The organism is Amycolatopsis sacchari (genome assembly GCF_900114035.1).
Taxonomy (GTDB): domain Bacteria; phylum Actinomycetota; class Actinomycetes; order Mycobacteriales; family Pseudonocardiaceae; genus Amycolatopsis_E; species Amycolatopsis_E sacchari.
Window position 1 is genome coordinate 63,506 of sequence record NZ_FORP01000021.1, and the last position, 24,000, is coordinate 87,505.

Annotated in this window: 26 protein-coding genes; 5 read left to right on the top strand and 21 right to left on the bottom strand. The window is 69.8% G+C overall.

The features are described 5' to 3' along the window. Positions 1-309 precede the first annotated feature (309 nt). Together BMZ92_RS27720 and BMZ92_RS27725 are read left to right on the top strand one after the other, a co-directional pair. Positions 310-816 (top strand): hypothetical protein, encoded by a 507-nt coding sequence (locus tag BMZ92_RS27720; RefSeq protein WP_245783288.1) that lies wholly within the window; start codon positions 310-312, stop codon positions 814-816. 88 nt (positions 817-904) lie between these two features. After that, positions 905-2,557 carry a trypsin-like serine protease gene (locus BMZ92_RS27725; RefSeq protein WP_245783289.1) on the top strand — a complete coding sequence of 551 codons (1,653 nt, stop codon included), beginning with the start codon at positions 905-907 and terminating at the stop codon, positions 2,555-2,557. A gap of 106 nt (positions 2,558-2,663) precedes the next feature. Here BMZ92_RS27725 and rlmN read toward each other — a convergent pair whose 3' ends face one another. Beyond that, positions 2,664-3,770 (bottom strand): dual-specificity RNA methyltransferase RlmN, encoded by a 1,107-nt coding sequence (rlmN, locus tag BMZ92_RS27730; RefSeq protein WP_091513422.1) that lies wholly within the window; start codon positions 3,768-3,770, stop codon positions 2,664-2,666. A 92-nt stretch (positions 3,771-3,862) separates the two neighbouring features. Here rlmN and BMZ92_RS27735 point away from each other — a divergent pair, with 92 nt between their 5' ends. Beyond that, positions 3,863-4,480, top strand: coding sequence for a PadR family transcriptional regulator (locus tag BMZ92_RS27735; protein ID WP_091513424.1), 618 nt, complete (start codon positions 3,863-3,865; stop codon positions 4,478-4,480). Here BMZ92_RS27735 and BMZ92_RS27740 read toward each other — a convergent pair. Beyond that, positions 4,438-5,250: a class I SAM-dependent methyltransferase gene (locus BMZ92_RS27740; protein ID WP_091513428.1), complete on the bottom strand. Its 813-nt coding sequence runs from the start codon at positions 5,248-5,250 to the stop codon at positions 4,438-4,440. The two genes, BMZ92_RS27735 and BMZ92_RS27740, sit on opposite strands and share 43 nt — an antisense overlap. Before the next feature lie 81 nt (positions 5,251-5,331). On the opposite strand from BMZ92_RS27740, the gene BMZ92_RS27745 reads away from it, so the two are divergent. After that, a complete protein-coding gene (locus tag BMZ92_RS27745) occupies positions 5,332-6,180 on the top strand; it encodes a VOC family protein (RefSeq protein WP_091513433.1) in 849 nt (282 codons plus the stop codon). On the opposite strand, the gene BMZ92_RS27750 is transcribed toward BMZ92_RS27745, so the two are convergent. The 5 genes from BMZ92_RS27750 to rpsB all read right to left on the bottom strand — a co-directional run bounded on the left by BMZ92_RS27750 (position 6,177) and on the right by rpsB (position 10,253). After that, entirely contained in the window at positions 6,177-7,067 is an 891-nt protein-coding gene (locus BMZ92_RS27750) for a phosphatidate cytidylyltransferase (protein ID WP_091513436.1), read from the bottom strand. The two genes, BMZ92_RS27745 and BMZ92_RS27750, sit on opposite strands and share 4 nt — an antisense overlap. Further along, complete coding sequence (gene frr / locus BMZ92_RS27755) at positions 7,067-7,624, bottom strand: ribosome recycling factor (RefSeq protein ID WP_091513440.1); 558 nt, start codon at positions 7,622-7,624, stop codon at positions 7,067-7,069. Before frr ends, BMZ92_RS27750 begins: the two co-directional genes overlap by 1 nt. A 56-nt stretch (positions 7,625-7,680) precedes the next feature. Continuing rightward, a complete protein-coding gene (gene pyrH, locus BMZ92_RS27760) occupies positions 7,681-8,418 on the bottom strand; it encodes a UMP kinase (RefSeq protein ID WP_091513442.1) in 738 nt (245 codons plus the stop codon). Positions 8,419-8,530: 112 nt separating this feature from the next. Next, complete coding sequence (gene tsf, locus BMZ92_RS27765; protein WP_091513446.1) at positions 8,531-9,349, bottom strand: translation elongation factor Ts; 819 nt, start codon at positions 9,347-9,349, stop codon at positions 8,531-8,533. Positions 9,350-9,416: 67 nt separating this feature from the next. After that, entirely contained in the window at positions 9,417-10,253 is an 837-nt protein-coding gene (rpsB, locus tag BMZ92_RS27770) for a 30S ribosomal protein S2 (RefSeq protein WP_091513449.1), read from the bottom strand. A 358-nt stretch (positions 10,254-10,611) separates the two neighbouring features. Here rpsB and BMZ92_RS27775 point away from each other — a divergent pair, with 358 nt between their 5' ends. Then, entirely contained in the window at positions 10,612-11,199 is a 588-nt protein-coding gene (locus tag BMZ92_RS27775) for a M23 family metallopeptidase (protein WP_091513452.1), read from the top strand. Between the two features lie 676 nt (positions 11,200-11,875). Here the strand turns inward: BMZ92_RS27775 and BMZ92_RS27780 are convergent. The 14 genes from BMZ92_RS27780 to BMZ92_RS27845 form a co-directional block, all read right to left on the bottom strand. Next, positions 11,876-12,841 (bottom strand): FliA/WhiG family RNA polymerase sigma factor, encoded by a 966-nt coding sequence (locus BMZ92_RS27780; protein WP_245783294.1) that lies wholly within the window; start codon positions 12,839-12,841, stop codon positions 11,876-11,878. A gap of 545 nt (positions 12,842-13,386) precedes the next feature. Continuing rightward, positions 13,387-14,394, bottom strand: coding sequence for a tyrosine recombinase XerC (locus BMZ92_RS27785; protein WP_177228893.1), 1,008 nt, complete (start codon positions 14,392-14,394; stop codon positions 13,387-13,389). A gap of 212 nt (positions 14,395-14,606) precedes the next feature. After that, positions 14,607-15,764 carry a DNA-processing protein DprA gene (dprA, locus tag BMZ92_RS27790; RefSeq protein ID WP_091513456.1) on the bottom strand — a complete coding sequence of 386 codons (1,158 nt, stop codon included), beginning with the start codon at positions 15,762-15,764 and terminating at the stop codon, positions 14,607-14,609. Positions 15,765-15,806: 42 nt separating this feature from the next. Beyond that, complete coding sequence (locus BMZ92_RS27795) at positions 15,807-17,315, bottom strand: YifB family Mg chelatase-like AAA ATPase (RefSeq protein WP_091513457.1); 1,509 nt, start codon at positions 17,313-17,315, stop codon at positions 15,807-15,809. Next, a complete protein-coding gene (locus BMZ92_RS27800) occupies positions 17,315-17,695 on the bottom strand; it encodes a YraN family protein (protein WP_091513460.1) in 381 nt (126 codons plus the stop codon). Before BMZ92_RS27800 ends, BMZ92_RS27795 begins: the two co-directional genes overlap by 1 nt. Before the next feature lie 768 nt (positions 17,696-18,463). Beyond that, the gene (locus BMZ92_RS27805) at positions 18,464-18,787 is read right to left on the bottom strand and encodes a DUF2469 domain-containing protein (protein WP_027946358.1); all 324 of its coding nucleotides are present in this window, start codon (positions 18,785-18,787) and stop codon (positions 18,464-18,466) included. 24 nt (positions 18,788-18,811) lie between these two features. Beyond that, positions 18,812-19,612 (bottom strand): ribonuclease HII, encoded by an 801-nt coding sequence (locus tag BMZ92_RS27810; RefSeq protein WP_091513462.1) that lies wholly within the window; start codon positions 19,610-19,612, stop codon positions 18,812-18,814. 3 nt (positions 19,613-19,615) lie between these two features. Beyond that, positions 19,616-20,548: a signal peptidase I gene (gene lepB / locus BMZ92_RS27815; RefSeq protein ID WP_091513465.1), complete on the bottom strand. Its 933-nt coding sequence runs from the start codon at positions 20,546-20,548 to the stop codon at positions 19,616-19,618. Between the two features lie 24 nt (positions 20,549-20,572). Further along, entirely contained in the window at positions 20,573-20,932 is a 360-nt protein-coding gene (rplS, locus tag BMZ92_RS27820; protein WP_091513469.1) for a 50S ribosomal protein L19, read from the bottom strand. Between the two features lie 142 nt (positions 20,933-21,074). Then, a complete protein-coding gene (trmD, locus tag BMZ92_RS27825; protein WP_091513583.1) occupies positions 21,075-21,830 on the bottom strand; it encodes a tRNA (guanosine(37)-N1)-methyltransferase TrmD in 756 nt (251 codons plus the stop codon). A 12-nt stretch (positions 21,831-21,842) separates the two neighbouring features. Beyond that, positions 21,843-22,361 carry a ribosome maturation factor RimM gene (gene rimM / locus BMZ92_RS27830; protein WP_091513585.1) on the bottom strand — a complete coding sequence of 173 codons (519 nt, stop codon included), beginning with the start codon at positions 22,359-22,361 and terminating at the stop codon, positions 21,843-21,845. A gap of 10 nt (positions 22,362-22,371) precedes the next feature. Next, positions 22,372-22,611 (bottom strand): RNA-binding protein, encoded by a 240-nt coding sequence (locus BMZ92_RS27835; protein ID WP_020671256.1) that lies wholly within the window; start codon positions 22,609-22,611, stop codon positions 22,372-22,374. After that, the gene (gene rpsP / locus BMZ92_RS27840; protein ID WP_091513470.1) at positions 22,608-23,033 is read right to left on the bottom strand and encodes a 30S ribosomal protein S16; all 426 of its coding nucleotides are present in this window, start codon (positions 23,031-23,033) and stop codon (positions 22,608-22,610) included. Before rpsP ends, BMZ92_RS27835 begins: the two co-directional genes overlap by 4 nt. Before the next feature lie 167 nt (positions 23,034-23,200). Then, positions 23,201-23,977 (bottom strand): CPBP family intramembrane glutamic endopeptidase, encoded by a 777-nt coding sequence (locus tag BMZ92_RS27845; RefSeq protein ID WP_245783290.1) that lies wholly within the window; start codon positions 23,975-23,977, stop codon positions 23,201-23,203. Positions 23,978-24,000: the final 23 nt, after the last annotated feature.

Consider the following 24,000-nt stretch of genomic DNA (forward strand, 5'->3'; position numbering starts at 1 on the left):
AAAACGTCCTAATGCCAGGCCCATGTTGGAAACTCCCCCAGTACCCGAGTTTTCCCGATAATCAGAAACCGATGACACGCTGGTCGCGATGGACGCTAACCGCAAAAATCCGGTTTCCGTTACCGCCAAATGGCGGTAACGTAGATCACTTGTGCATTTAGGAAAAGGATGATTTACGCTTCACCGCGCCGCAGTCCACCATCCAGAACGAGTCTGACATCAGGCGGCAAATGTCCGAATAGTACCGTTCTCCTTCTGCGGAGAACAGTTTTGGGGGAACACATGCGCATATTCAGGCGTGCCCTGCTTGTGGCAGCCGCCGCCGCGGTAGCACTGGCCGGCGGAACGATTGCGGCGGTCTCGGCGACGGGCCAGGAGTCGGCGACAGATGACCAGCCATCCATCGTCGAGGACTTCACCTATCCCGGGGCAGCACAGATCCAGGCGAGCGACAAGGTCGAGCTGCTCAGCGGCGACGGCCACATCGTCTACACCGATTGCCCCAGCGGCCCGGACACCGTCGGGCTCATCATGGTTCGAACCACCGACCTCGTCGGCCCTGCCGGCGACGGCAAGGTCTGCTTCCACGTCCTCGGTAGGAGCGGCTACCTCACCATGAAGATTCCCGCCGTGTACTCCATCCGGGGTGACGGGCTGCAAGCGGGCCAAGGACACAAACTCAAGGCGACGCTGACCACGAACGGCACGACGACCACGACCGTCGACGTCAACCCCAGCGGTACCACCCAGGTCGGCATCACCACGAACCCGCCCGGCGACCCCACCACCCTGCTGCGGCTCGACGCCAGCTCCTGACCACCATCCACACAGATCCACTGGGGAGTACACCAACATGCACTTGAACCGCCTCAGACGCGGAGTCGCTTACAGCACGCTCGCAGCGTTGCCGTTCGGCATCGCGTTGCTGACCGCCAACGCTGCCGACGCGGTCGCCGGCAGCACGGCCACCGATGCCTCTTACGGTTTCGTCGCGAAGATTTCCACCGGCACCAGTGCCTGCACCGGGGTGCTCGTCGACTCACGCTGGGTGCTGACCTCCAGCACGTGCTTTCCCGACACCACCAAACCCGGCGCACCCGCGCACCCCGCCACGATCACGGTGGGCCGACCGGACCTGACCACGACTACCGGTCACACCGTGCAGGCCGCGTCCGTCATCCCCCGCCCTGACCGCAACCTCGCCTTGGTCCGGCTGGACACCGCGGTCACCGACATCGCTCCGATCACGCTGGCGACCACCGCCCCCCAGGCCGGGGACACCGTGTCCTTGGCCGGCTTCGGGCGGACCGCCACCGACTGGGTGCCCGACCAGCTGCACATCACCACGGCCGGCATCGCTTCCCTCGGTGACACCACCCTCGCCGTGAACGGCAGTACCTGCAAGGGAGACGCGGGCGGGCCCGCCTTCCGGCAGAACAACGGACACCTCGAATTGCTGGCTGTCAACCATTCGTCGTGGCAGAGCGGTTGCTTCGGTGAAACCGAGACCCGCACGGGCGCCACCGAAGCGCGCACCGACGACCTGCACGACTGGCTCGTCCAGCAAACGACCAGCCCGATCGTCGCCCGTTACCTCGATCTCGGGGGCGCCACGTCGTTCCTCGGCGCTGCGGTCGGCGTCGAGACCACTGTTTCCGGCGGTAGTGTGCAGGACTACGAGCACGGGGCGATCTACTACTCCTCCGCCAGCGGCGCCCACTGGATGGAGGGGCCGATCCTGCAGCACTACCGCGAACTGGGCGGGCCCGCCTCGCTCGGCTTCCCCGCCACCGACGAAACCGCGACCCCGGACGGAGTCGGCCGCTACAACCACTTCAACCACCCCGACGGCGCATCCATCTACTGGACACCCACCACCGGAGCACACGAAATCCACGGCGCCATCCGGAACAAGTGGGCCGCGATGGGCTGGGAAAGGGGCCTCGGCTACCCCGTCAACGACGAGGTCACCACCACCGACGGCGCGCACTACAACGACTTCAGCCTGCCCGACGGCGCCTCCATCTACTGGACCTCCACCACCGGCGCCTACGAAATCCAAGGCGACATCCGCAAGAAGTGGCTCGCCATGGGCGCCGGACCACGACTGGGCTACCCGACTACCGACGAGTCGATCACGCCTGACGGAATCGGCCGCTACAACCACTTCAACCACCCCGACGGCGCATCCATCTACTGGACGCCCAACACCGGAGCACACCAAATCCAGGGCGCCATCCGGAACAAGTGGGCCGCGATGGGCTGGGAAACCGGCCCCGGCTACCCCACCACCGACGAAACCACCACCCCCGACGGCATCGGCCGGTTCAACCACTTCACCAACAACACGTCCATCTACTGGAGCCCCAGTAGTGGGGTTCACTCCGTAGTCGGCACCATCCGCGACACCTGGGCCTCACTCGGCTGGGAACGAAGCCGGCTCGGCTACCCCACCAGCGACGAATACGGCATCGCAGGCGGCCGCCGCAGCGACTTCCAACACGGCTACATCACCTGGAACGCCAGCAACAACACCACCCAGGTCTTCTACAGCTGAGGGGGATACCGGAAACACATCGGTGGGCCTGGACACGTTCCAGACCCACCGCTGCTGTGTCTCAAACCCTCTTCGCCGATCGGAACGTTGACAGGCCCCGCTCCGGTCAGCCCTCCGCGGCGAGCTGCCCGCAGGCGGCCGCGATCTCCTGGCCTCGCGTGTCCCGCACCGTGCACGCAACTCCCCCGGCGTTGACGCGCCGCACGAACTCGCGTTCCACCGGCTTCGGCGACGCGTCCCACTTCGAGCCCGGCGTGGGGTTCAGCGGGATGACGTTGACGTGCACCAGCTGCCCGAGGTGCTTGCGCAACCGCTTGGCCAGCAGGTCCGCGCGCCACGGCTGGTCGTTGATGTCCCGGATCAGCGCGTACTCGATCGACACGCGCCGCCCTGAGGTGTCGGCGTAGTACCGCGCCGCCTCCAGCACCTCGTCCACCGACCAGCGGTTGTTGACCGGCACCAGCGTGTCGCGCAGCTCGTCGTCCGGCGTGTGCAGCGACACCGCCAGCCTGACCTGCATCTTCTCGTCCGCGAGCTTGCGGATCGCCGGCGCGAGCCCGACCGTCGAGACCGTCACCGACCGCTGCGAAATCCCCAGCCCCGAGGGCGCGGGCTCGGTGATCCGGCGGACCGCCGCGACCACGCGCTTGTAGTTCGCCAGCGGCTCACCCATACCCATGAACACGATGTTCGACAGCCGCCCCGGACCGCCGGGCATCAGCCCGTCCCGCATCACGGCCGCCGCCGACCGCACCTGGTCGACGATCTCCGCGGTCGACAGGTTGCGGTCGAGCCCACCCTGCCCGGTCGCGCAGAACGGGCACGCCATCCCGCACCCCGCCTGGCTGGAGATGCACAGCGTGGCGCGGTCGGGGTAGCGCATGAGCACGCTCTCCAGCAGGGTGCCGTCGTGCGCGCGCCACAGCGTCTTGCGCGTCGCGCCGCCGTCGGCCTCCAGCGCCCTGACCTCGGTGAGCAACGGCGGCATCAGCTCGGTGACCAGGCGCTCGCGCGAGGCGGCCGGGATGTCGGTCATCGCCTCGGGGTCCACGGTCAGCCGCGAGAAGTAGTGGTTCGACAGCTGCTTGGCGCGGAACGGCTTCTCACCGAGCTCCGCGACGGCTTCGGCGCGCTCGGCCACGGAGAGGTCGGCGAGGTGGCGCGGCGGCAGGCCGCGCTTGGGCGCTTCGAAGACCAGGGGAAGGGCAGTCATAACCGTTCCAGTGTGCCACGACCAGGGCGGTTGCGTTCCGACTGTTTCCGATATATCGTGAACATGTCGGAACACAACGAAAGGAGACCGACATGAGAAACCGTCCACCCTTCCCCCCTGGTCGAGAAGCACGAGGCGCGTTCGGGCCCTGGTCCCGCGGCGGCTTCGGCGAGTTCCCCCCTGGCTGGGGCCCCGGCGGCCCGCACCGTGGACGCGGACGCGGTCACGGCGGTCCACACCAGCGCGGCGGTCGTCGCGGCCGGCGTGGTGACGTCCGCGCGGCGATCCTGGCCCTGCTCGCAGAGCAGCCGCGGCACGGTTACGAGATCATCAGCGAGATCGGCGAACGCAGTGGCGGCTTCTGGCGCCCGAGCCCCGGCTCGGTGTACCCGACGCTGCAGCTGCTGGCCGACGAAGGCCTGGTGGTCAGCCGTGACGAAGGCGGCAAGAAGTTGTTCGAGCTGACCGACGAGGGCCGCGCCGCCGCCGAGCGGCTCGACAGCAGCCCGCCGTGGGAGCAGATCGCGCACGACGTCGACCCCGTCGAGATCGACCTGCGCAAGGCCGGCGCGACGCTGGCCGCGGCGGCGATCCAGGTGTCGCAGGCCGGCACGCCGGAGCAGAAGAAGCGCGCTGTGACCGTCCTCAACGAGGCGCGGCGTGCGCTCTACGGCATCCTCGGCGAGATCGACGAGGAAGACGCCGAGTGACCAGGCAGCACGAGGCCGGTGGGCTTTCCGCGGATATGCACGCGATAGCCCACCGGCACCGTGTACCCGTCGTGGTTCCCGTTGTGGCGTAACACATCCCCGATCGCGCGCTGGGCGACCGCGGGGCTGAACTCGATCTTGAGCACCGCTTCCAGCTCCGCGCGGCTTTCGAAGCGCCACCGCGTCGCCACGCGGTGACACCGGAAACCGTTGCGCTCGAAGAAATCCTCCACGGCCCGCGCGTCGTAGTGCGGCAGGTCCTCCCGCATCCAGCGCCCGTACGGTTCGGCCGTCGCGTCCAGGTCCACGATCGCCAGCACCCCGCCCGGCCGCAGAACCCGGTCGGTTTCCCGCAAACCGGGCTCACAGCCGGGACCGAAGAAGTACGCCGTCCGCGCGTGCACGACGTCGACGCTCGCGTCCGGCAACGGAACGCGTTGCGCGGAACCGGTCAGCACGCGGACGTTGCCGGATCCGGAAACTCTCCGTCGCGCCTTGTGCACCAACGGTTCATGCGGCTCGACGCCGATCACCGAACGTGCCGTCCCGGCGAACTTCGGCAGGTGAAAACCGTCCCCACACCCGAGGTCGAGGACATCCCTGCCCGCCCAAGGGGATTCGCGGTCGAGGACACGCCAGATCTCGCCGTCGACGTCCTGCGCGCGGTTCTCCAGCTCGTACGTGTCGGGGTAGTACCAGATGTTCGGGCTGGGCACGACACCGCCGTCGCGGGAGAGCGCTTTCAGCCCGCGCCGGGCGGCTTGCCACATAATCGCAGGATACGGGATCGAACGACGAAAAATTCTTGCGACAGCCGTAGACTCGAAGCCTCCCCGGGACAGGAGGCACCCATGGCACTCGGCCCGCTGCCCACCCAGGCGATACTCCCCTCCGGTATCCCCTGCTGGGTGGAACTGGCGACCCTGGACGAGGGCATCGCGCAGCAGTTCTACAACGGACTCTTCGGCTGGACCTTCCACCTCAGCCGCGACCCCGCCGCTCCCAGCGGCCGCTACCTCATCGCCGCGCTCGGCAACCGCGACGTGGCGGGCATCTACCTCGGCGGCGCCAGGCAACCGAGCCTGTGGACCATCAACATCTCCGTGCAGAGCACCGCGAACGCGGCCGAATGGACGCAGCACCTCGGCGGCACGGTCACCCTGGGGCCGGTCGCGATCCCGGGCCGGGGCAGCATCGTGCACGTGGTGGACCCGTCCGGCGCGCCGACCGTGTTCTGGCAGCCGTCGGCGGCGTGGGACTTCCTGACCGGAGTGCCGAACACCTTCGTCAGCGCCGACCTGAACACGCACAACGGCGAAGCCGCGGACGGGTTCTTCTGCCGCTTGTTCAACTACAACGCCCGCCAGATCGGCGACGACCGCGGGATCGACTACTCGGAATGGCTGATCGACCAGCAGCCCGTGCTCTACCGGTACGTCATGGGGCCCGAGTACCCGCCGGAGACGCTGCCGCACTGGATGGTGTACTTCGAGGTCGATCCCGCTCGCGGGACGGACGCCACGGCGGGGCACGCGATCATGCTGGGCGGGCGCGTGGTCGTCGAACCGTACGACACGCCGTGGGGCCGGATCGCCGTGCTCGCCGACCCGTGTGGCGCGGTGTTCTCGGTGATCGACCGCAGCCTGGTGCTGGTCGACGAATCAGGCCGCGCCGAGGTGGACGACCCGTACGACGACTAGCCCACAAAGGCCGTCAACAGCACCCACGAAACCACGGCCGACGGGAGCAGCGAGTCGAGCCGGTCCATCAGCCCGCCGTGCCCCGGCAGCATCGTGCCCATGTCCTTGATCCCCAGGTCGCGCTTGATGAGCGACTCGACGAGGTCCCCGAGCGTCGCGGTGAGCACGATCGCGGCGCCGAACAGCACGCCCTGCCACACGTGCCCGTCCAGCAGGAAGTGCACCGACAGCGCGCCGCCGACGATGCCCGCGACGAGTGAGCCGGTGAAGCCCTCCCACGTCTTCTTCGGGCTGATCGTCGGCGCCATCGGGTGCTTGCCCTTCAGCACCCCGGCCGCGTAACCACCGGTGTCGGAGGCGACCACGCCGATCATGAACGTCAGCACGCGGCCCACCCCGTCCGCGGGCGGCACGAGCATCGCCGCGAACGACGCGAACATCGGCAGGTAAGCCGCCGCGAACACCGACGTCGCGATGTCGCGCAGGTAGCCGTCCGCACCGCCGGGCAACCGCCACAGCAAGCAGGCGAGCACGGTGAGCGCGAACGCGATCACCGCACCCTTCAGCCCGAACGGCCAGGTCAGCCACACCATCGCCTGGCCGCCGACCAGCAGCGGGACCAGCGCGAGCCGGATACCGGCCGCCCGGCGCACGGCCTGGGCGAACTCGATCGTGCCGACCGCGACGGCGACCGCGATGATCCCGATGAACAGGTACCGCACGGTGAGCAGCGAGACGAGGATCGCCGCCCCCAGCACCAGCCCGACCGCGATCGCCGCGGGCAGGTTGCGCCCCGCCCGCGACGCCTTCTTGGCCGGCGGGGCGGGTTCCCCCGGCTCGGGAGAAGGTGTCGGCACCTTCTCCTGTTCTTCGCTCACCTGGGCCATCAGACCTCGAGTAGCTCGGCTTCCTTGTGTTTGACGAGTTCGTCGATCTGCGAGACGTAGCTGTCCGTGAGGTTCTGCAGCTCCTTCTCCGCACGGGCGACGTCGTCCTCGCCGGCCTCGCCGTCCTTGGCGATGCGGTCGAGCTCCTCCTTGGCCTTGCGGCGCACGCCGCGGATGTGGACCTTGGCGTCCTCACCCTTGGACTTGGCCATCTTCACCATCTCGCGGCGACGCTCCTCGGTCAGCTGCGGGATGACGATCCGGATGATCTGGCCGTCGTTGCTCGGGTTCACCCCGAGGTCGGACTCCCGGATGGCCTTCTCGATCGCGTTGAGCTGGCTCTGGTCGTAGGGCTTCACGATCGCCATCCGCGCCTCGGGGATGTTCACGCTCGCCACCTGGTTCAGCGGCATCGTGGAACCGTAGGCCTCGACCACCACGCGGGAGAACATCGACGGGTTGGCCCGGCCGGTGCGCACCGACGACAGATCCTCCTTCGCGAAGGACACCGCTTTTTCCATCTTCTCCTCGGCATCGAGGAGGGTCTCGTCGATCACGGCTACTCCCGTTGTCTTCTCTGTTGTCTCCGCCAGGTCCCAGCAGTACTGGTCGGTCAGCCCGCGGCGGGGGTGCTGACCAGTGTCCCGATCCTCTCACCACGCACCGCGCGCGCGATGTTCCCCTCCGTGAGGAGGTTGAACACGATGATCGGCATGTTGTTGTCCATGCAGAGGCTGAACGCGGTCGCGTCGGCGACCTTCAGCCCGCGTTCCAGCACCTCGCGGTGCGTGATCTCCTCGAACATCTTCGCGCCCGGGTCGGTCTTCGGGTCCGCGGTGAACACGCCGTCGACCGCCTTGGCCATCAGCACCGCCTCGCACCCGATCTCGAGCGCACGCTGGGCCGCGGCCGTGTCGGTGGAGAAGTACGGCATCCCGACACCGGCGGCGAAGATGACCACACGGCCCTTCTCCAGGTGCCGCTCCGCGCGCCGGGGGATGTAGGGCTCGGCCACCTGTCCCATCGTGATGGCGCTCTGCACGCGCGTCGGCACGCCTTCCTTCTCCAGGAAGTCCTGCAGCGCGAGGCAGTTCATCACGGTGCCGAGCATGGCCATGTAGTCGGCGCGGTCGCGGTCCATGCCGCGCTGCGACAGTTCCGCGCCGCGGAAGTAGTTGCCACCGCCGATGACGACGGCCATCTGCACCCCGGTGCGCACGACGGCGGCGATCTGCACGGCCACCGAGTGCACCACGTCCGGGTCGACGCCCAGCGATCCGCCGCCGAGCATCTCACCACCGAGTTTCAGCAGTACCCGCCGATAGCCCTGATCGGCTCGTTGCTCCGTCATGCCCGCCCTCACCTCCGTGGGTACCGCTCTGCCTTCAGTGCTCGTTCGGCATCGTGCCCCGTCCCCGAGATCACCGGGAGACGGGGCACGATACGCGTCAGCCTGCAGGCCCTTACTGCTGGCCCACCTCGAACCGGGCGAACCGGGTGACCGTCACGCCGGCGGCGTCGAGCAGCTGCTTCACGGTCTTCTTGTTGTCGGTCACCGACGGCTGCTCCAGCAGCACGGTGTCCTTGTAGAAGGCGTTGACCTTGCCCTCGATGATCTTCGGCAGCGCCTGCTCCGGCTTGCCCTCGGCCCGCGCGGTCTCCTCGGCGATGCGGCGCTCGTTCTCGACGATCTCGGCGGGCACCTCCTCGCGGGTCAGGTACTTCGGCTTGAGCGCGGCGATCTGCAGCGCCGCACCGCGGGCCGCCTCGGCGCTGTCACCGGTGTACTCGACCAGCACGCCGACGGCGGGCGGGAGGCCCGCGCCACGGCGGTGCAGGTAGGTCTCGACGGTGCCGTCGAAGGCGACGACCCGGCGCAGGACGAGCTTCTCGCCGATCTTGGCGGCCAGCTCCTGCACGGCGTCGTTGACGGTCTTGCCGCCCTCGATCTCCGCCGCGGCCAGCTTCTCGACGTCGTCGGTGCGCACGGTCTTCGCCGTCGCCACGATCTTCTCGGCCAGCTGCTGGAACTGCTCGTTCTTCGCGACGAAGTCCGTCTCGGAGTTGAGCTCGATCAGCACGCCGCCGTCACCGGCGACCAGGCCCTCGGCGGTCGCGCGCTCGGCGCGCTTGCCGACGTCCTTGGCACCCTTGATGCGGAGGTACTCGACGGCCTTGTCGAAGTCGCCGCCGCTCTCCTCGAGGGCCTTCTTGCAGTCCATCATGCCGGAGCCGGTGAGCTCGCGGAGACGCTTCACGTCCGCCGCGGTGTAGTTCGCCATCGTGTTTCCTTCGGAGGTTCTCGGTCCCGTCCGGCCGCCGGCGAGCGGCCGGACGGGGAAGCGTGGGTCAGGAAGAGGTGGTCTGCTCGGCGGGCTGCTGCTGCTCGCCGCCCTCGTTACCGGCCAGCAGCTCCTTCTCCCACTCGGCCAGCGGCTCGTCGGAGGCCACACCGGCCTCCGGCTTGTCCTGGCCCTCCGGCGCCGAGCCGTTGCGGCCCGAGCGGGCCAGCAGACCGGCGGCGGCCGCCTCGGCCACGACCTTGGTCAGCAGCGCGGCCGACCGGATCGCGTCGTCGTTGCCCGGGATCGGGTAGTCCACCTCGTCGGGGTCGCAGTTGGTGTCGAGCACCGCGACCACGGGGATGTTGAGCTTGCGCGCCTCGCCGACGGCGATGTGCTCCTTCTTGGTGTCCACGATCCACACGGCGGAGGGGACCTTCGCCATGTCGCGGATACCGCCGAGGGTCTTCTCCAGCTTGTCCTTCTCGCGGGTCAGCGTCAGGATCTCGCGCTTGGTCAGGCCCTGGAAGCCGCCGGTCTGCTCCTGCGCCTCGAGCTCCTTGAGGCGCTGCAGCCGCTTGTGCACGGTCTGGAAGTTGGTGAGCATGCCGCCGAGCCAGCGCTGGTTCACGTAGGGCATGCCCACGCGCTGCGCCTCGCTGGCGATCGCTTCCTGCGCCTGCTTCTTCGTGCCGACGAACATGATGGTGCCGCCGTGCGCGACGGTTTCCTTGATGAACTCGAAGGCACGGTCGATGTAGGTCAGCGTCTGCTGCAGGTCGATGATGTAGATGCCGTTGCGCTCGGTGAGGATGTAGCGCTTCATCTTCGGGTTCCAGCGCCGCGTCTGGTGCCCGAAGTGCACACCGGAGTCGAGCAGCTGCTTCATGGTGACGACGGCCATGGCCGGATTCGCACCTCTTCTTGTCCTGGCGGGCCGCTTTCCGGCGGGCCCGCGTTCGGTTGTCGCCACCGGCCGGGTGGCCGGGAGCCCTGGTGCCGTGCCGGTGCCCGGACCCCGTGTTCCCACGGGGACCGCCCGGGCGCCACGCGCCCCGCCTGCTCATCGAAAGAAGTCGGGACATGCACGTGCACGCGAAGTCGGCCCATCGCAGGACAGGCCGCGCAAACAGTGTACGCCCAGGCGGACGCGGGGCCACCGCGGGCAAGGCGAAGGCGGCAACCTGTCCACATCACCCTCGGTTATCCACAGAATCACATTCTGTTCCCCATTTCCCCGCCGCCCCGGCCACCCTGGACCCATGCCCGCCATATCGCCCGCGACACCGCTGCTCCTGCTCCTGGCAGGGCTGCTGGTGGTGCCTGCCGCGTGGGCAGCGGCGGGTGATCAGCCGGGGGCTCGGCAAGCGGTGGTCGCCGATCAGCAGGTCCCGAACGACGTTCCCCGCATGCGGGAGGTCGGCCAAGAGCCGAGGTTCTCGTGGCCCCTCTCGCCGACGCCGGAGGTGACCAGACCGTTCCAGCAACCGCAGACGGAGTACGGCCCAGGCCACCGAGGCGTCGACCTCGCGGCGACGCCAGGTCAGCCGGTGCTCGCGGCCGGTCCAGGCGTCGTGGTCTTCGCGGGCCAGGTCGCAGCCCAAGGCGTGGTCTCCATCGACCACGACGGCGGCCTCCGCACGACGTACGAACCCGTGGTGCCGACCGTGCCCGCCGGTACTCAGGTCTACACAGGGCAGCAGATCGGCGTGGTGGTGCCCGGTCACCCCGGGTGCCCGGTCGCCGCGTGCCTGCACTGGGGCGTCCGGCGCGGTGAGGAGTACCTGAACCCGCTGGCCCTCATCCAGACCAAGTCCGACATCCGCCTGAAGCCCTGGGAACCGCCTTAGCGCGCTTCCGGCTGGCGTCCAGGTTTTGCGCGCCTGCGCACCGCAGGAGCAGCGGTCCCTGCGGCACCCGCGACTGAGGTCAGCCGGGCGGGCTGCGGTCACCCAGGCTGCAGCCACTCACGTCCGCGCCCCCTCGGGGCTGCAAGCACTCCGGCCGCAAGCACCCCAGGCCACAGGCACTCCAGGCCGCAGGCATTGGAGCCCGCAGGCACTCGGGGTCCACGCAATCGGGGCCGCAAGCACCTCCGGGCCGCAAGCAATCGGGGCCGCAAGCACCTCCGGGCCGCGAGCGCTGGAGCCCACAGGCACTCGGGCCGCGGTCACCCAGACCAGAGGCACCTTCGGGCTGCGGCACTCCGCGCTGCAGGCCCCTCCGAGCTGCAGGCGCTCGGGGCCTCCGGCACTCCAGACTGCAGGCACTCGGGGGCTAGGACCAGCCACGCCTCCAGTCACCCAGGCCGCAGTCATCCCGGCCCGCAGACGACCGAGTTCGCCAACACGGAGTGCTGAAGTCACCGGGACTGCGATCACCGAGGCTGCGGTCACCGGCGCTGCGGTCACCGGGGCCGCGCCAACCCGCCCGCCCGCGACCCACGGCAGGAGCCCCCACGCGGTCAACGGCCACCAGCTCCGTTCCCGCTGGCGGCGAGCTGGGCTCGAGTGCGGGGAGGGCTCGTCAGACGCCGGCTTGCTCGGTCAGGCGCGCACGCAACCGGAGGACCGCGCGGGTGTGCAGCTGGCTGACCCGCGATTCGGTCACGCCGAGGACCTTGCCGATCTCGGCCAGGGTCAGGCTCTCGAAGTAGTAGAGGCTGACCACGATCCGGTCGCGTTCGGTGAGTTGGGCGATGGCTTCCGCGAGCTGGCGGCGGTTGTCGCGGTCGACCAAGACCGCGACGGGGTCGACGGCGTCCTCGTCCTGCAGGGTGTCGACGAGGGAACCGCTGTCCTTACCCGCGGCGATGAGGTCCTCGAGCGCGACGACGCTCGTCAGCCGCAGCTGTCCGTACAGGTCGCGCAGCTCGTCGAGTCCGATGCCGAGTTCCTCGGCCAGCTCGGTGTCGGTCGGCGTGCGGTGCAGGCGCGCGCCGAGGCGTTCGAGGGCGCGCTCGGCCTCCCGGAGCCGACTGCGCACGACACGGGGTACCCAATCCTGAGAACGGAGGTCATCGAGGATCGCACCACGGATCCGCTGCATCGCGTAGGTCTCGAACCGCCAGCCGCGGTCGGGATCGAACTTCTCGATCGCGTCGATCAGCCCGAAGATCCCTGACTGCACGAGGTCACCGACGTCGACGTGTGTGGGCAGCCCGGTACCCACTCGCCCGGCGACGTACTTGACCAGCGGGGCGTAATGCAGCACGAGCCGCTCACGCAACCGCTGGTTCGGCCGCTCCCGGAACTCGCGCCACAGGGCGTTGATGGCTGCGTCGACCTCGTTCGGCGCGTCACCGTTGGTGCCCCCGCCACGGGAAGCGGGCTGCTGTCCGCTTGCGCCGTTGCCGGCGTGGGCATGGCCTTCGCCGTTGACGCGAGCCTCGCCGGAACCGTTGACAAAAGCCTCGCCGGAACGATCGGCGACTGTGGAGGATCCGTGCCCTGCGACGGGATTCGCGTCAGGTTGCCCGACGGCCTCGGGCACCGTCGGGGCGGTGGCAGGCGGGTCCGCGGGAGGAGTTGCAAGCTCCGCCGACTCCGCCTGGGCATCACCGGTGGCCTTGGCCAGGGCATCAGCGGCGCCTTCCGAGGCACCACAGGCAACCTCCGCTGAGGCATCACCGGCGTCTTTCGAGGCATTATCGGCGGCGTTCGCCGAGGCACCATCGACGGTGTTCGCCGAGGCGTCGCCGCCGCCTTTCGAGGCACCACCAGCGGCGTTCGCCGAATCGCCACCGGCCGCGTTCGCCGGGGCATTGCCGGTGGCTTTTGCCGGGGTGTCGCCGGTGGCTGGAGCCGGCTGCTCGCGCTCCTTGGCGGCGTCGGCCGGCCGAGTTGCTGGGGCTGCCGCCGCGGGTACGCCGAGGTCGCCGTTCGGGTGGGTGTCCGAACGGTCTGCGTCGGTGAGTCGCAGGTCGGCGGTCATGTGGCGGCCGCCCTCGGCAACGGGCTCAGTTCGGTCTCCGGGCTCAGGTCTGGTCGGGGTTGGTGAAGACTCCCCCGCCGCCCCGTCCTCAGCGCGTTCCGGGGTCATCGCGCGCGAGGGTGGGCACGGTCGTGGATCGCCTTCAGCCGCTCGACTGTCACGTGAGTGTAGAGCTGCGTCGTGGCAAGCGTAGCGTGACCGAGCAGTTCCTGAACGCTGCGGAGATCGGCGCCACCTTCCAGCAAGTGCGTCGCCGCGGTGTGCCGCAGCCCGTGCGGACCCATATCCGCAGCACCAGGCACAGATCCGACCGCGTCGTGCACTACCCGCCGCACAGCCCGCGGGTCCAGCCGGCCCCCTCGAACGCCCAGGAACAACGCGGCCGGATCGGCCTTCGACGCGGCCGCGGCCATCGCCGGGCGCCCGGTCTCCAACCAGGACCGCAAGGCACGCTCCGCCGGCACCCCGAACGGCACCACGCGTTCCTTGCTCCCCTTGCCCAGGACCCGCACGACGCGACCGCCGAAGTCCACGTCGTCGACGTCGAGTCCACAAAGCTCCGAAACCCGAACGCCCGTCGCGTAAAGGAGTTCGAGGACGGCGCGGTCACGCAAGCCCTGCGGATCCAGTTCCGCCGCGCCGGACTCGGCGCTTTGCAGCACCTCGCCGGCCTCGTCTGGGCGGAGTACCGCGGGCAAAGTCCGATGCGTTCGCGGTGATACCAGGCGAGCACCCGGGTCCCCCTCGATCGCTCCCTGCCGACGCGCCCAGGCCGTGAATGTGCGCGCCGCCGCCGAGCGTCGAGCCAACGTCGTACGGCTCGCACCGTCACCGCGCTGGTGAGCCAGCCACGCCCGGAGCACTGCCACGTCGAGTCCGTCCAACGCGCGCCGTTCGTCGTCGGCGCCGTGGTCCCGGTGCAGAAACCCGAGCAGGGACACCACATCACCCACGTACGCCCGCACCGTGTGCTCCGAGAGCCCGCGTTCCAGGCTCAGGTGCCGCTCGTACTCGGTGATCAGCTCCCGTGCTGCCGACGGCAACGCCGCACGGATCGCGTGCAGGTCGACGCGTGCCGCTTCCCTGTCCTTGGCGGTCACGGCTGCCCACATCCGTCCGGCCGCTCGAGCCGCTCTGCCGGTCGCAGTTCACCGAGAGCGGGCGTGCGCATGGCGTACACGCGTTCGTCCCTTGTCCACTCCGGAAAAGACGGCGACATAGGTACTCACGCTCGGTGAAATCACCGCTCTGGTCAAGCATCGCCACACCGCGTTACCGGTCTATCGCGTCACCTCCTTCCTTCGACTCGGAACGCCTGTTCCATTCACGCACCCTCGCTGATCTCCCGCGGCCGGCGGTGCTGCCGCCACCCGCTCTCGTGGCGCTCGGCGAGGCCTTCCATCTCCAGGGCCGGCAGCATGGCGCGAACTCGTTGCAGCGGAACCCCGGACTCGGCCGCGATCTCGTCCGCGGACTTCCCCTCCCGCCGTTCGAGGGCGTCGTGCACGCGGAGGGCTTCTTTGCCCAGCCCGTCGGTCGGACGTCTGGGCCTGAGGCGTTCCGGGATGTGGGTGCCGAGCCTGCCCACGATCTCGATCACGTCCTCGACGGAGCCGACCAGTGTGGCGTCGGCATTGCGGATGAGGTCGTGGCATCCCACGGATGTGGCCGAACCGATCGGGCCCGGTACCGCCATCACGATCTTGCCGAGTATCCCGGCGGTGTTCGCCGTGTTGCGCGCCCCGCTGCGCCGGCCTGCTTCGACCACCACGGTGCCCTCACTCAGCGCCGCGATGAGCCGGTTGCGGACGAGGAAGCGGTGCCGCGCCGGCGGCGTACCCGGCGGGTACTCGCTGACCACGAGACCGCCGCGTTCGGCGATCATGTTCAGCAAGGTCACATGTCCGGCCGGGTAGCCGGCGTCAAGCGCGCAGCCCAGCAGCGCGACTGTCGTTCCTCTCGCGGCAAGGGCACCGCGATGTGCGGCGCCGTCGATGCCGAGCGCCGCGCCTGAGAAGATCGCGAGGTCTCGCTGGACCAGGCCGTAGGCGAACTCTCCCGCGACGCTCTCGCCGTAGCCGCTCGACGCGCGAGCGCCCACGATCGCCACCGCTCCCTCGGTGGCATCACCGAGGTGCGCTTCGCCGCGCGCCCACAGGGCGAGCGGTGGGACCGCGCTCGGGATGCCCCGCTGGCCGGCGATGTCGAGGCACAGGAGGGACCAGGCAGGCCACTCGTCGTCCTCCGGGATGATCAGGCGCGCCCCGGTTTTGCCTGCGGCTTCCAGGTCGGCCTCGGCTCGATCCCGGTCACGGCGTGCGATGGTCTCGTCGATCACGTCCTGCGGGCAGTCCCCTTTCCGCACCGCTTCGGCCGCATCGACCGGCCCTACACTGGCCACGAAGGCGGCCAGCGCCTTGGCGGGAGGCTCGGCGACTCGCGCCAAGTACGCCCGGGCGAGACGCACGTCATCCAGCGACATGCCGGGACCCGCCCTTCGTGTCGCTCGTGACCGTTTCGGTCGTCATGCCGCACCCCGGTCTCGGAATTCGAGGGCGGCGGCAACGTGGTCCGCGGTGGGTTGCTCGTCCTTGGCCAAGTCGGCGAGAGTCCACGACAGCCGGAGGCAACGATCGGCACCCCGCGCAGTGAGGAAGCCTCTGTCGAGCGCACGGTCGAGCAGCGCGGTGGTCTCGCTCGGCAAGGCGAACTCCCGGCGCAGCACCGAACCAGGCACCTCCGCATTGGTGCGCCAGCCGTGCGACGACCAGCGTTTCGCGGCGCGTGCACGGGCCGACAGGACGCGTTCGCGGACCACGGCTGTGGGCTCGGGTTCGTCGGAGTGCGTGTTCATCGCGGTGATGGGCCGCATCCGCACATGCAGGTCGACGCGGTCGAGCAGCGGCCCCGAGAGCCGGTTGAGGTAGCGGCGCCGCGCTGCCGGAGTGCAGGTGCAGTCCGTCTCGCGGGGCGGAGCGCACGGACACGGGTTGGTGGCGAGGACGAGCTGGAACCGGGCGGGGTAGCGGACGGAACCCTTCGAGCGTGAAATCCGCACCTCTCCGTCTTCCAGCGCGGTGCGCAGGGATTCCAGCGCCGGTGCCGCGAATTCGCAAGCTTCGTCGAGCAGGAGCACTCCGCGGTGGGCCTGGCTGATCAACCCGGGCGCGGCGAGCCCGCTGCCCCCTCCCACCAAGGCCGCGACGGACACGCTGTGGTGTGGCGCGACGAACGGTGGCGTCTTGACCAGGGGCGAGGTGCGCGACAGGGAACCGTGCACGGAGTGCACGGCCGTCACTTCGAGCGCCTCGTCCACGGACAGGGGCGGCAACAGGCCCGGCAATCGCTTCGCGAGCATCGTCTTGCCGATGCCCGGCGGGCCCTTGAAGAGGAGGTGGTGACCACCCGCCGCGGCGACCTCCAACGCCCAGCGGCCTTCCGGCTGCCCCAGGACGTCCGCCAGGTCGAGCACCGGCTGGGTTTCCGTCTCGACGGGTGCCTTCGGCTCGACCAGCGTGCCCTCGCCGTGGAGCCAGGCGATCACGTCGGCGAGGCGGACGGCACCCAGGACCTCCACACCCTCGACGAGCGCCGCCTCGAACAGTGAGTGCGCCGGAACCACAGCCCGTTTCACCCCTGCCCGCCTAGCGGCGAGCAGCCCCGGCAGGACGCCCCGGACTTCGCGCACCCGCCCGTCGAGGGAGAGCTCGCCGAGCAGGACTGTGCCGGGGAGGCGGGTTGCGGGCACCTTGCCGGACGCGGCGAGAACGGCGACGGCGATCGCGAGGTCGTAGCCGGAGCCGAGTTTGGGCAGGTTGGCCGGGGACAGGCCGAGGGTGAGCTTCTCCCCCGGCCACTGCTGTCCGGAGTTGCGGACGGCGGAGCGCACCCTGTCCTTCGCCTCGCGGAGCCCCGCGTCCGGCAGGCCGACGAGCTTGGTCATGGGCAGGCCGCCGCCGAGATCGGCCTCGACCTCGATGACCCGGCCGTCGATACCGAGCACAGCGACCGACCAGGAGTGTCCGATGGGCATCAGAACGCTCCGGGGAAGTGTTCGAGCCGCAGCTCACCGCCGGGCGAGACGAGCACGCCGATCACGTCGAACCGGATCGGGCACCAGCCCACGCTGACCGTGCGGAGCCACTGGCCGGTGATGCGCCGGATGCGGGCGATCTTGTCGTCGGTCACCGCCTCGGCCGGGTCACCGAAGTTCTGCCCCGCCCTCGTCTTCACCTCGCACACGACGAGGATCCGGCCGTTGGTGGCCACGATGTCCAGCTCGCCTTCGCGGCAACGCCAATTCCTCGACAGCACCACGAAACCGAGTTTCTGCAGGTGCTGCGCGGCCAGGTCCTCCCCCTTGCGGCCGAGGTCGAGATGGGGCGCGGTTCCTTGCCCTGCCACAGCGCTCATCAGTACTTCCCCCAGAGATCGTTCTTCGCGTTGCCGAAAACGCTGCCAGGTTCGGCAAGCGGGCACCAGAACGAATCGGGGTACCTGTGGATAACCCACCCCTTGTGGATAACTCGGGGCGCGCGGCGGGGTGGGGAGCGGGTGGGTGGGGCGGCGGTGGGTGGTGGGTTGACGGGAGCAGGCGGGCGGTAGGGCCGGGAGATGGTGGGTGGTGGGTTGGAGGGGCGCAGGGCGGGGAGAGGCAGGGCCGGGAGGAGGTGGGTTAGGGGGTGCGGGCCGGGAGGCAGTGGGCCAGGGGGCGCAGGCCGGAGGCGGGTGGGGGCGCGGCGTAGCGAGTGTTGGAGGGCGGGCGGCGGCGCTGCGGCGCCCGGTTGGGGGCGCCGGTGGAGCGGGAAGGGGCAGGCAGGACGGCGGGCAGGGACACCGGCGCGGGAACGGGACGGAACTGAGCACAGCCGCAGCAGGTGAGCGGGCCGCCACAGGTGCGCTGAGCGAGGGCTGAAGCTGCGCCGGTGGAGCGAGAAGGGCGGATTGAGGACCGAATTGGCGGCGGTAGGGCGGGAAGGGGCCGAGCGGCGGTAGGGCGGGAAGGGGCCGAGCAGCGGCAGGGCGGGAAGGGATTGACCGCGGCGGTAGAGCCAAGAGGGCGGGAGCATGGACGCAGGCGGGAGGGGTAGAGCAAGAGGGCAGCGTCAGGGGCTGTCGGGGCAGCGCTCCCCAGAGCCGAGCCGGGACGCTGGAGCCAGGACGCAGCGGCCCTGGCGGAAATCAGCCCGAGAACGGGCCGTCTTCGGGGAGGCGTAGGTCTGGCTTCTCCAGCTCCTCCACGTTGACGTCCTTGAAGGTGATGACACGAACGTTCTTCACGAACCTGGCCGGCCGGTACATGTCCCACACCCAGGCGTCGGACATGCGCACCTCGAAGTAGACCTCACCCCCACCGTCGCGGACCTGGACGTCCACGGCGTTCGCCAGGTAGAACCGCCGCTCGGTCTCCACCACGTACGAGAACTGGCTGACGATGTCGCGGTACTCCCGGTACAGCGACAACTCCATCTCGGTCTCGTACTTCTCGAGATCCTCTGCGCTCATGGAATCCGCGCCCCTCCTCGCGAGCTAAACCGACAATCCGGCGGCGGAACCCTCATTCTGACTCACGTCGCCGTCCAGGGCACGCACCGGCGCCTCCCGCTGCCCCAGCGCCGCCGCCGTCAGCATCACCTTGTGCGGTGGCCGCCTCCCGTGCGCGGCCGCCGCCATCGCCACGTTGGTGTACGACCACCGATGTACCGCACTCGGCCCGTGTTCGGCGAGCGCCGCGCCGTGCTCGGTCGTCGTGTAACCCTTGTGCACGTCGAAGCCGTACACCGGGTGCTCGCCGTGCAGGTCCGCCATGATGCGGTCCCTCGTCACCTTCGCCAGCACCGACGCCGCCGCCACGCACGCGACCGCCCGGTCCCCCTTCACCACCGCCAGGCTCGGCGCGGGCAGCCCCGGCACCTTGAACCCGTCGGTCAGCACGTAACCGGGACACGTCCGCAGCCCGGCGACCGCCCGCCGCATGCCCTCGATGTTCATCACGTGGATGCCGAGGCGGTCCACCTCCGCCGCCGGAATCACCACGATGGAGTAGTCCAGCGCGCGCTTCAGCACCCGTTCGTACACCCGCTCACGAGCGAGCGCGGTGAGCAGCTTCGAGTCCGTCAGCTCCTCCAGCCGCGCCGCGTCACCCGGTTTGAGCACACAGGCCGCCACCACCAGCGGGCCGGCGCAGGCACCACGCCCCGCCTCGTCGACCCCGGCGACCGGCCCCAGACCACGCCGGTCGAGTGCGGACAACAGGCCCCACGGGGTCTCGCCGCGGACCACCGCCCGGGGAGGCTTCACCGGGGCCGCGAGCGCCGAAGAGCTACCCACTGGCTACCGCTTTCGCTTGACCGCCCTGCGCACACCGGAACCGACCCTGCGGCTCAACGCGACCGCCGGCCACGCCCCGACCGCGCCCACCGCGAGCGGCACACCCTGCTGCCAGCTCGCGGCGCTCAGGCTCAGCGCCGCCGGCTGCGCGTTCTCCTGCGGGTTCGTGTCGCTCACGCCACCCCAGCGGCTCGGCGGCAGGACGATGATCCGCGCCTTGCCGATGATGTTCTCCACCGGCACGACACCGTTGAGCCCACCGCCGCCCTGGCAGCGCGAGTCACACGAGTCGTTGCGGTTGTCGCCCATCACCCAGACGTCACCCTGCGGCACCTTGACCGGCGGGAACTCGTCCTGGCGCGGGTTGTCCGGATCCACCCAGTGGATGTACGGCTCGTTGAGCGCCTTGCCGTCGACCACGACGCGGTTCTGCGCGTCGCAGCACTGCACGGTCTGCCCGCCGGTGGCGATGATCCGCTTCACGAAGTCGCGCTCGTCCGGCGGGGCGAGCCCGAACACCGAACCGATGTCCTGGAAGAACCGCACGACCGGGTTGTCCGACCGCTGGGTCGGCACGTCGTTCTCCAGCCACGGCGCCGGGCCCTTGAACACCACGACGTCACCAGGACCGGGGTCGGTGAAGTCGTAGGTGATCTTGTCGACCAGCACCTTGTCGCCGTAGCAGCCCGTGCACCCGTGCAGCGTGGATTCCATCGAAGCCGACGGAATCGTGTAGACGCGCGCGAAGAATTGCTGGAAAACGAAGGCCAGCACGAGCGCGACCACGATCAGGATCGGCAGTTCGACCCAGAACGACCGCTGTTTCTTGGCCTTGCGGTTACGGCGCTTCCGATTTGCGCGCGTTTCCGCGTTTTCGCCGTTTTCGGCACGTTCCGGTTCGTCCTCGGCAGCACTCGAGGGCACAGGCTCAACCACGTCGCCAGGCTACTAGGACCCCGATCAGGAGGCAGTGGGGGCTTCGCGCCGCTCCTTGATCTTGGCCGCCTTGCCGCGCAGCTCGCGCAGGTAGTACAGCTTGGCGCGCCGCACGTCACCGCGCTTGAAGACCTCGATCTTGGCGATGTTCGGCGAGTGCACCGGGAAGGTGCGCTCAACGCCGACGCCGAACGAAACCTTGCGCACGGTGAAGGTCTCGCGGATGCCACCACCCTGCCGGCGGATGACCACGCCCTGGAAGATCTGGTTGCGCTCGCGGTTTCCCTCGATGACGCGAACGTGCACCTTCAGCGTGTCACCCGGGCGGAAGTTCGGAATGTCGGAACGCAGCGACTGAGCGTCCAGGGCGTCCAGGGTGTTCATCGGGATTCCGTCCTCGTCCTTCGTCAGTTCTCCGTGTTTCCGGGCGCGCACCTGCTCGGCAGCGATCGACCCGGGGGCTCATGGGGCACACCGGGAAACGGCGTGCCAAACGTCAAGTATTCCAGACGCCACCGCGACCGGGTCACCCGGCCTGCCGCTGCTCCCCGCGCACGCGGTCGAGCACGGCGAGGTCGCGCGCATCAAGGCTACCTTCCGGCAGCCGGTCGAGGAGATCGGGCCGCCGCCGCGCCGTGCGCTCCAGCGCCTGGTCGCGCCGCCAGCGGTCGATCAGCGCGTGGTTGCCCGAGCGCAGCACCTCCGGCACGGCCAGGTCGCGCCACACCTCGGGGCGCGTGTAGCTGGGGCCTTCGAGCAGGCCGTCGGAGAACGAGTCCTGCTCGGCCGACACCGGGTTGCCCAGCACGCCGGGCAGCAGCCGGACCGCCGCCTCGACCATCACCAGCACCGCGGCCTCGCCGCCGACCAGCACGTAGTCGCCGATCGACACCTCGTCCACCGGCATGCGGCGCGCCGCGTCGTCGATCACGCGCTGGTCGATGCCCTCGTAGCGGCCGCAGGCGAACACCAGGTGCTCCTCCCGCGCGTACGCGTGGGCCATCTCCTGCGTGAACGGGCGGCCGGCGGGGGTGGGCACGACGAGGCGCGTGGCCTCGCCGCACACCTCGTCCAGCGCGTCGCCCCAGACCTGGGGCTTCATGACCATGCCGGGACCGCCGCCGTACGGCGCGTCGTCCACGGCGCGGTGCACGTCGTGCGTCCAGTTCCGCAGGTCGTGCACGCCGATCTCGATCAGGCCGCGCTCGATGGCGCGGCCCAGCAACGCCGCCCGCAGCGGGTCCAGGTACTCGGGGAAGATCGTGATGACGTCGATCCGCATGGCCGCCCCCACTCAGTCGGTGTCGTCGAGCAGGCCCTCGGGCGGGTCGAGCACGACCCGGCCCCCGGCCACGTCGACGACGGGCACGATCTCCCGCACGAAAGGCACCAGCACCGTCCGGCCCTCGCGGTCCAGCGACAGCAGCTCGCCGCCGGGCGCGTGCACGATCTCCTGCACCGCGCCGACGACCGTGCCGTCCGCCAGCTCGGCACGCAGCCCTTCGAGCTCGTGGTCGTAGAACTCGTCGGGGTCGTCCGTGGGCGGCAGGTCGGCGGTGTCGGCGAGCAGCAGCACGCCGCGCACGGCGTCGGCCTCCTCGCGGGACCGGATCTGCTCGAACGTCACCAGCAGCCGCCCGCTGTGGGGGCGGGCGGCCGCGATGGTGAGCTCACGGGTGCGGCCGTCGCGGTGCCGCGCGGTCAGCACGGCACCCGCGGCGAACCGCTCCTCGGGCGAATCGGTGCGCACGTCCACGGCGAGTTCGCCGCGGACCCCGTGCGACTTCGCGATCCGCCCGACCACGACCTCCACGGCCGCGCGGTCAGCGATCGGTGTCGACGACGTCCACGCGGACGCCGCGGCCACCGATGCCGCCCATCACCGTGCGCAGCGCGGTCGCGGTGCGGCCACCCCGGCCGATGACCTTGCCCAGGTCGTCGGGGTGGACGTGCACCTCGAGCGTGCGGCCGCGCCGGGTGGTGATCAGTTCGACCCGGACGTCGTCCGGGTTGTCGACGATCCCGCGCACCAGGTGTTCGAGGGAGTCGGCGAGGAAGCTCACGCCTCTTCCTTGCCCGCCTCGTCGTCGGCCTTCTTCGGGGCCTTCTTCTTCGGCGTGGTCGCGTCGGTCGACGGCTCCTCGCCGGCGGCCGCGAGCGCGGCGTTGAACAGCTCCTGCTTCGACGGCTTCGGCTCACGCACCTTCAGCGTGCCCTCGGCACCCGGCAGGCCCTTGAACTTCTGCCAGTCACCGGTGATCTCGAGGATGCGCTGCACCGGCTCGGTCGGCTGCGCGCCGACACCCAGCCAGTACTGGGCGCGCTCGGAGTCGACCTCGATGAAGCTCGGCTCCTCCTTCGGGTGGTACTTGCCGATCGTCTCGATGGCCTTGCCATCCCGGCGGGTGCGCGCGTCGGCGACGATGATGCGGTAGTACGGCGCACGGATCTTGCCGAGGCGCTGCAGCTTGATCTTGACGGCCACGGGTGTGGGTACTCCTTGGTGTTCTCGGTGCTCGCTGGTGCCGGGTCACGATCCGAGTGGGGAAACGGACACGAATACCCGAAGCTTTGGGGTCGCCACGGCACGGTGAGAGGGACCGGCCGGAGCGGGCAAGCGTCAATTCTGCCAGACGCCTCCCGGCCGGTGCACTAGAGGGTCGGCACGCCCAGTGTGGTGAGCAGGAGGGCCAGCGCCGGGAGGAAGTTGTTCATCTGGTGCGCCACGATCGCGGCGGGCAGCCTGCCGGTGAACAGCCTGGCCAGGCCGATCGGGACCGCGATCACCAGCAGCAGCGTCGTGCGCAGCGGTTCGAGGTGGCTCACGGCGAACACCGCCGTGGACAGCAGGAAGGCCGCGAGCCTGCCCCACTTCTCCGCACCCCACTGCAGCCGCTCGACCGCGCCCCACAGCAGGCCGCGGTAGATGACCTCCTCGCAGATGGGGCCGAGCAGCCAGAGGTAGCAGAACATGATGATCGCCGAGGTCACCGACATCGGCTGGTCCTCGACCAGCGCGGTGATCGCGGACGTGGCGTTGTGCTCGCCCACGGCCCTGGTCCAGACGAACGCGCTGACGGTGGTCAGCACCAGGCCGAGCACCCCGAGCTTGAGGCCGAGCCGGACGTCGGCCCAGCGCCAGTCCAGCCGCAGGTCGAGGCGCGGCCCGTTGCCCCGCCAGACGGTGAACAGCACCGCGACGAGCGCCGCGAGGACGGTCGGGGTGATCGTGCCGATCAGGACGTCACGCGGCGGCGTCGGCCGTCCCGGCGGGGCCGGGCCGAGCAGCACGCTGACGAACGCGGCCGAGGCGAGCAGCACCGCCTCGACGACGAGGAAGGCCCCGAACCCCCAGCGGTGCTTCGGCGCCGGCGGGGTTTCCGGCAGGTCGACGGAGTCCAGCGGTTCGTCCGGTTGCGTCGCCGTCACCCGTTTCCTCCGTCCCGTCCGTC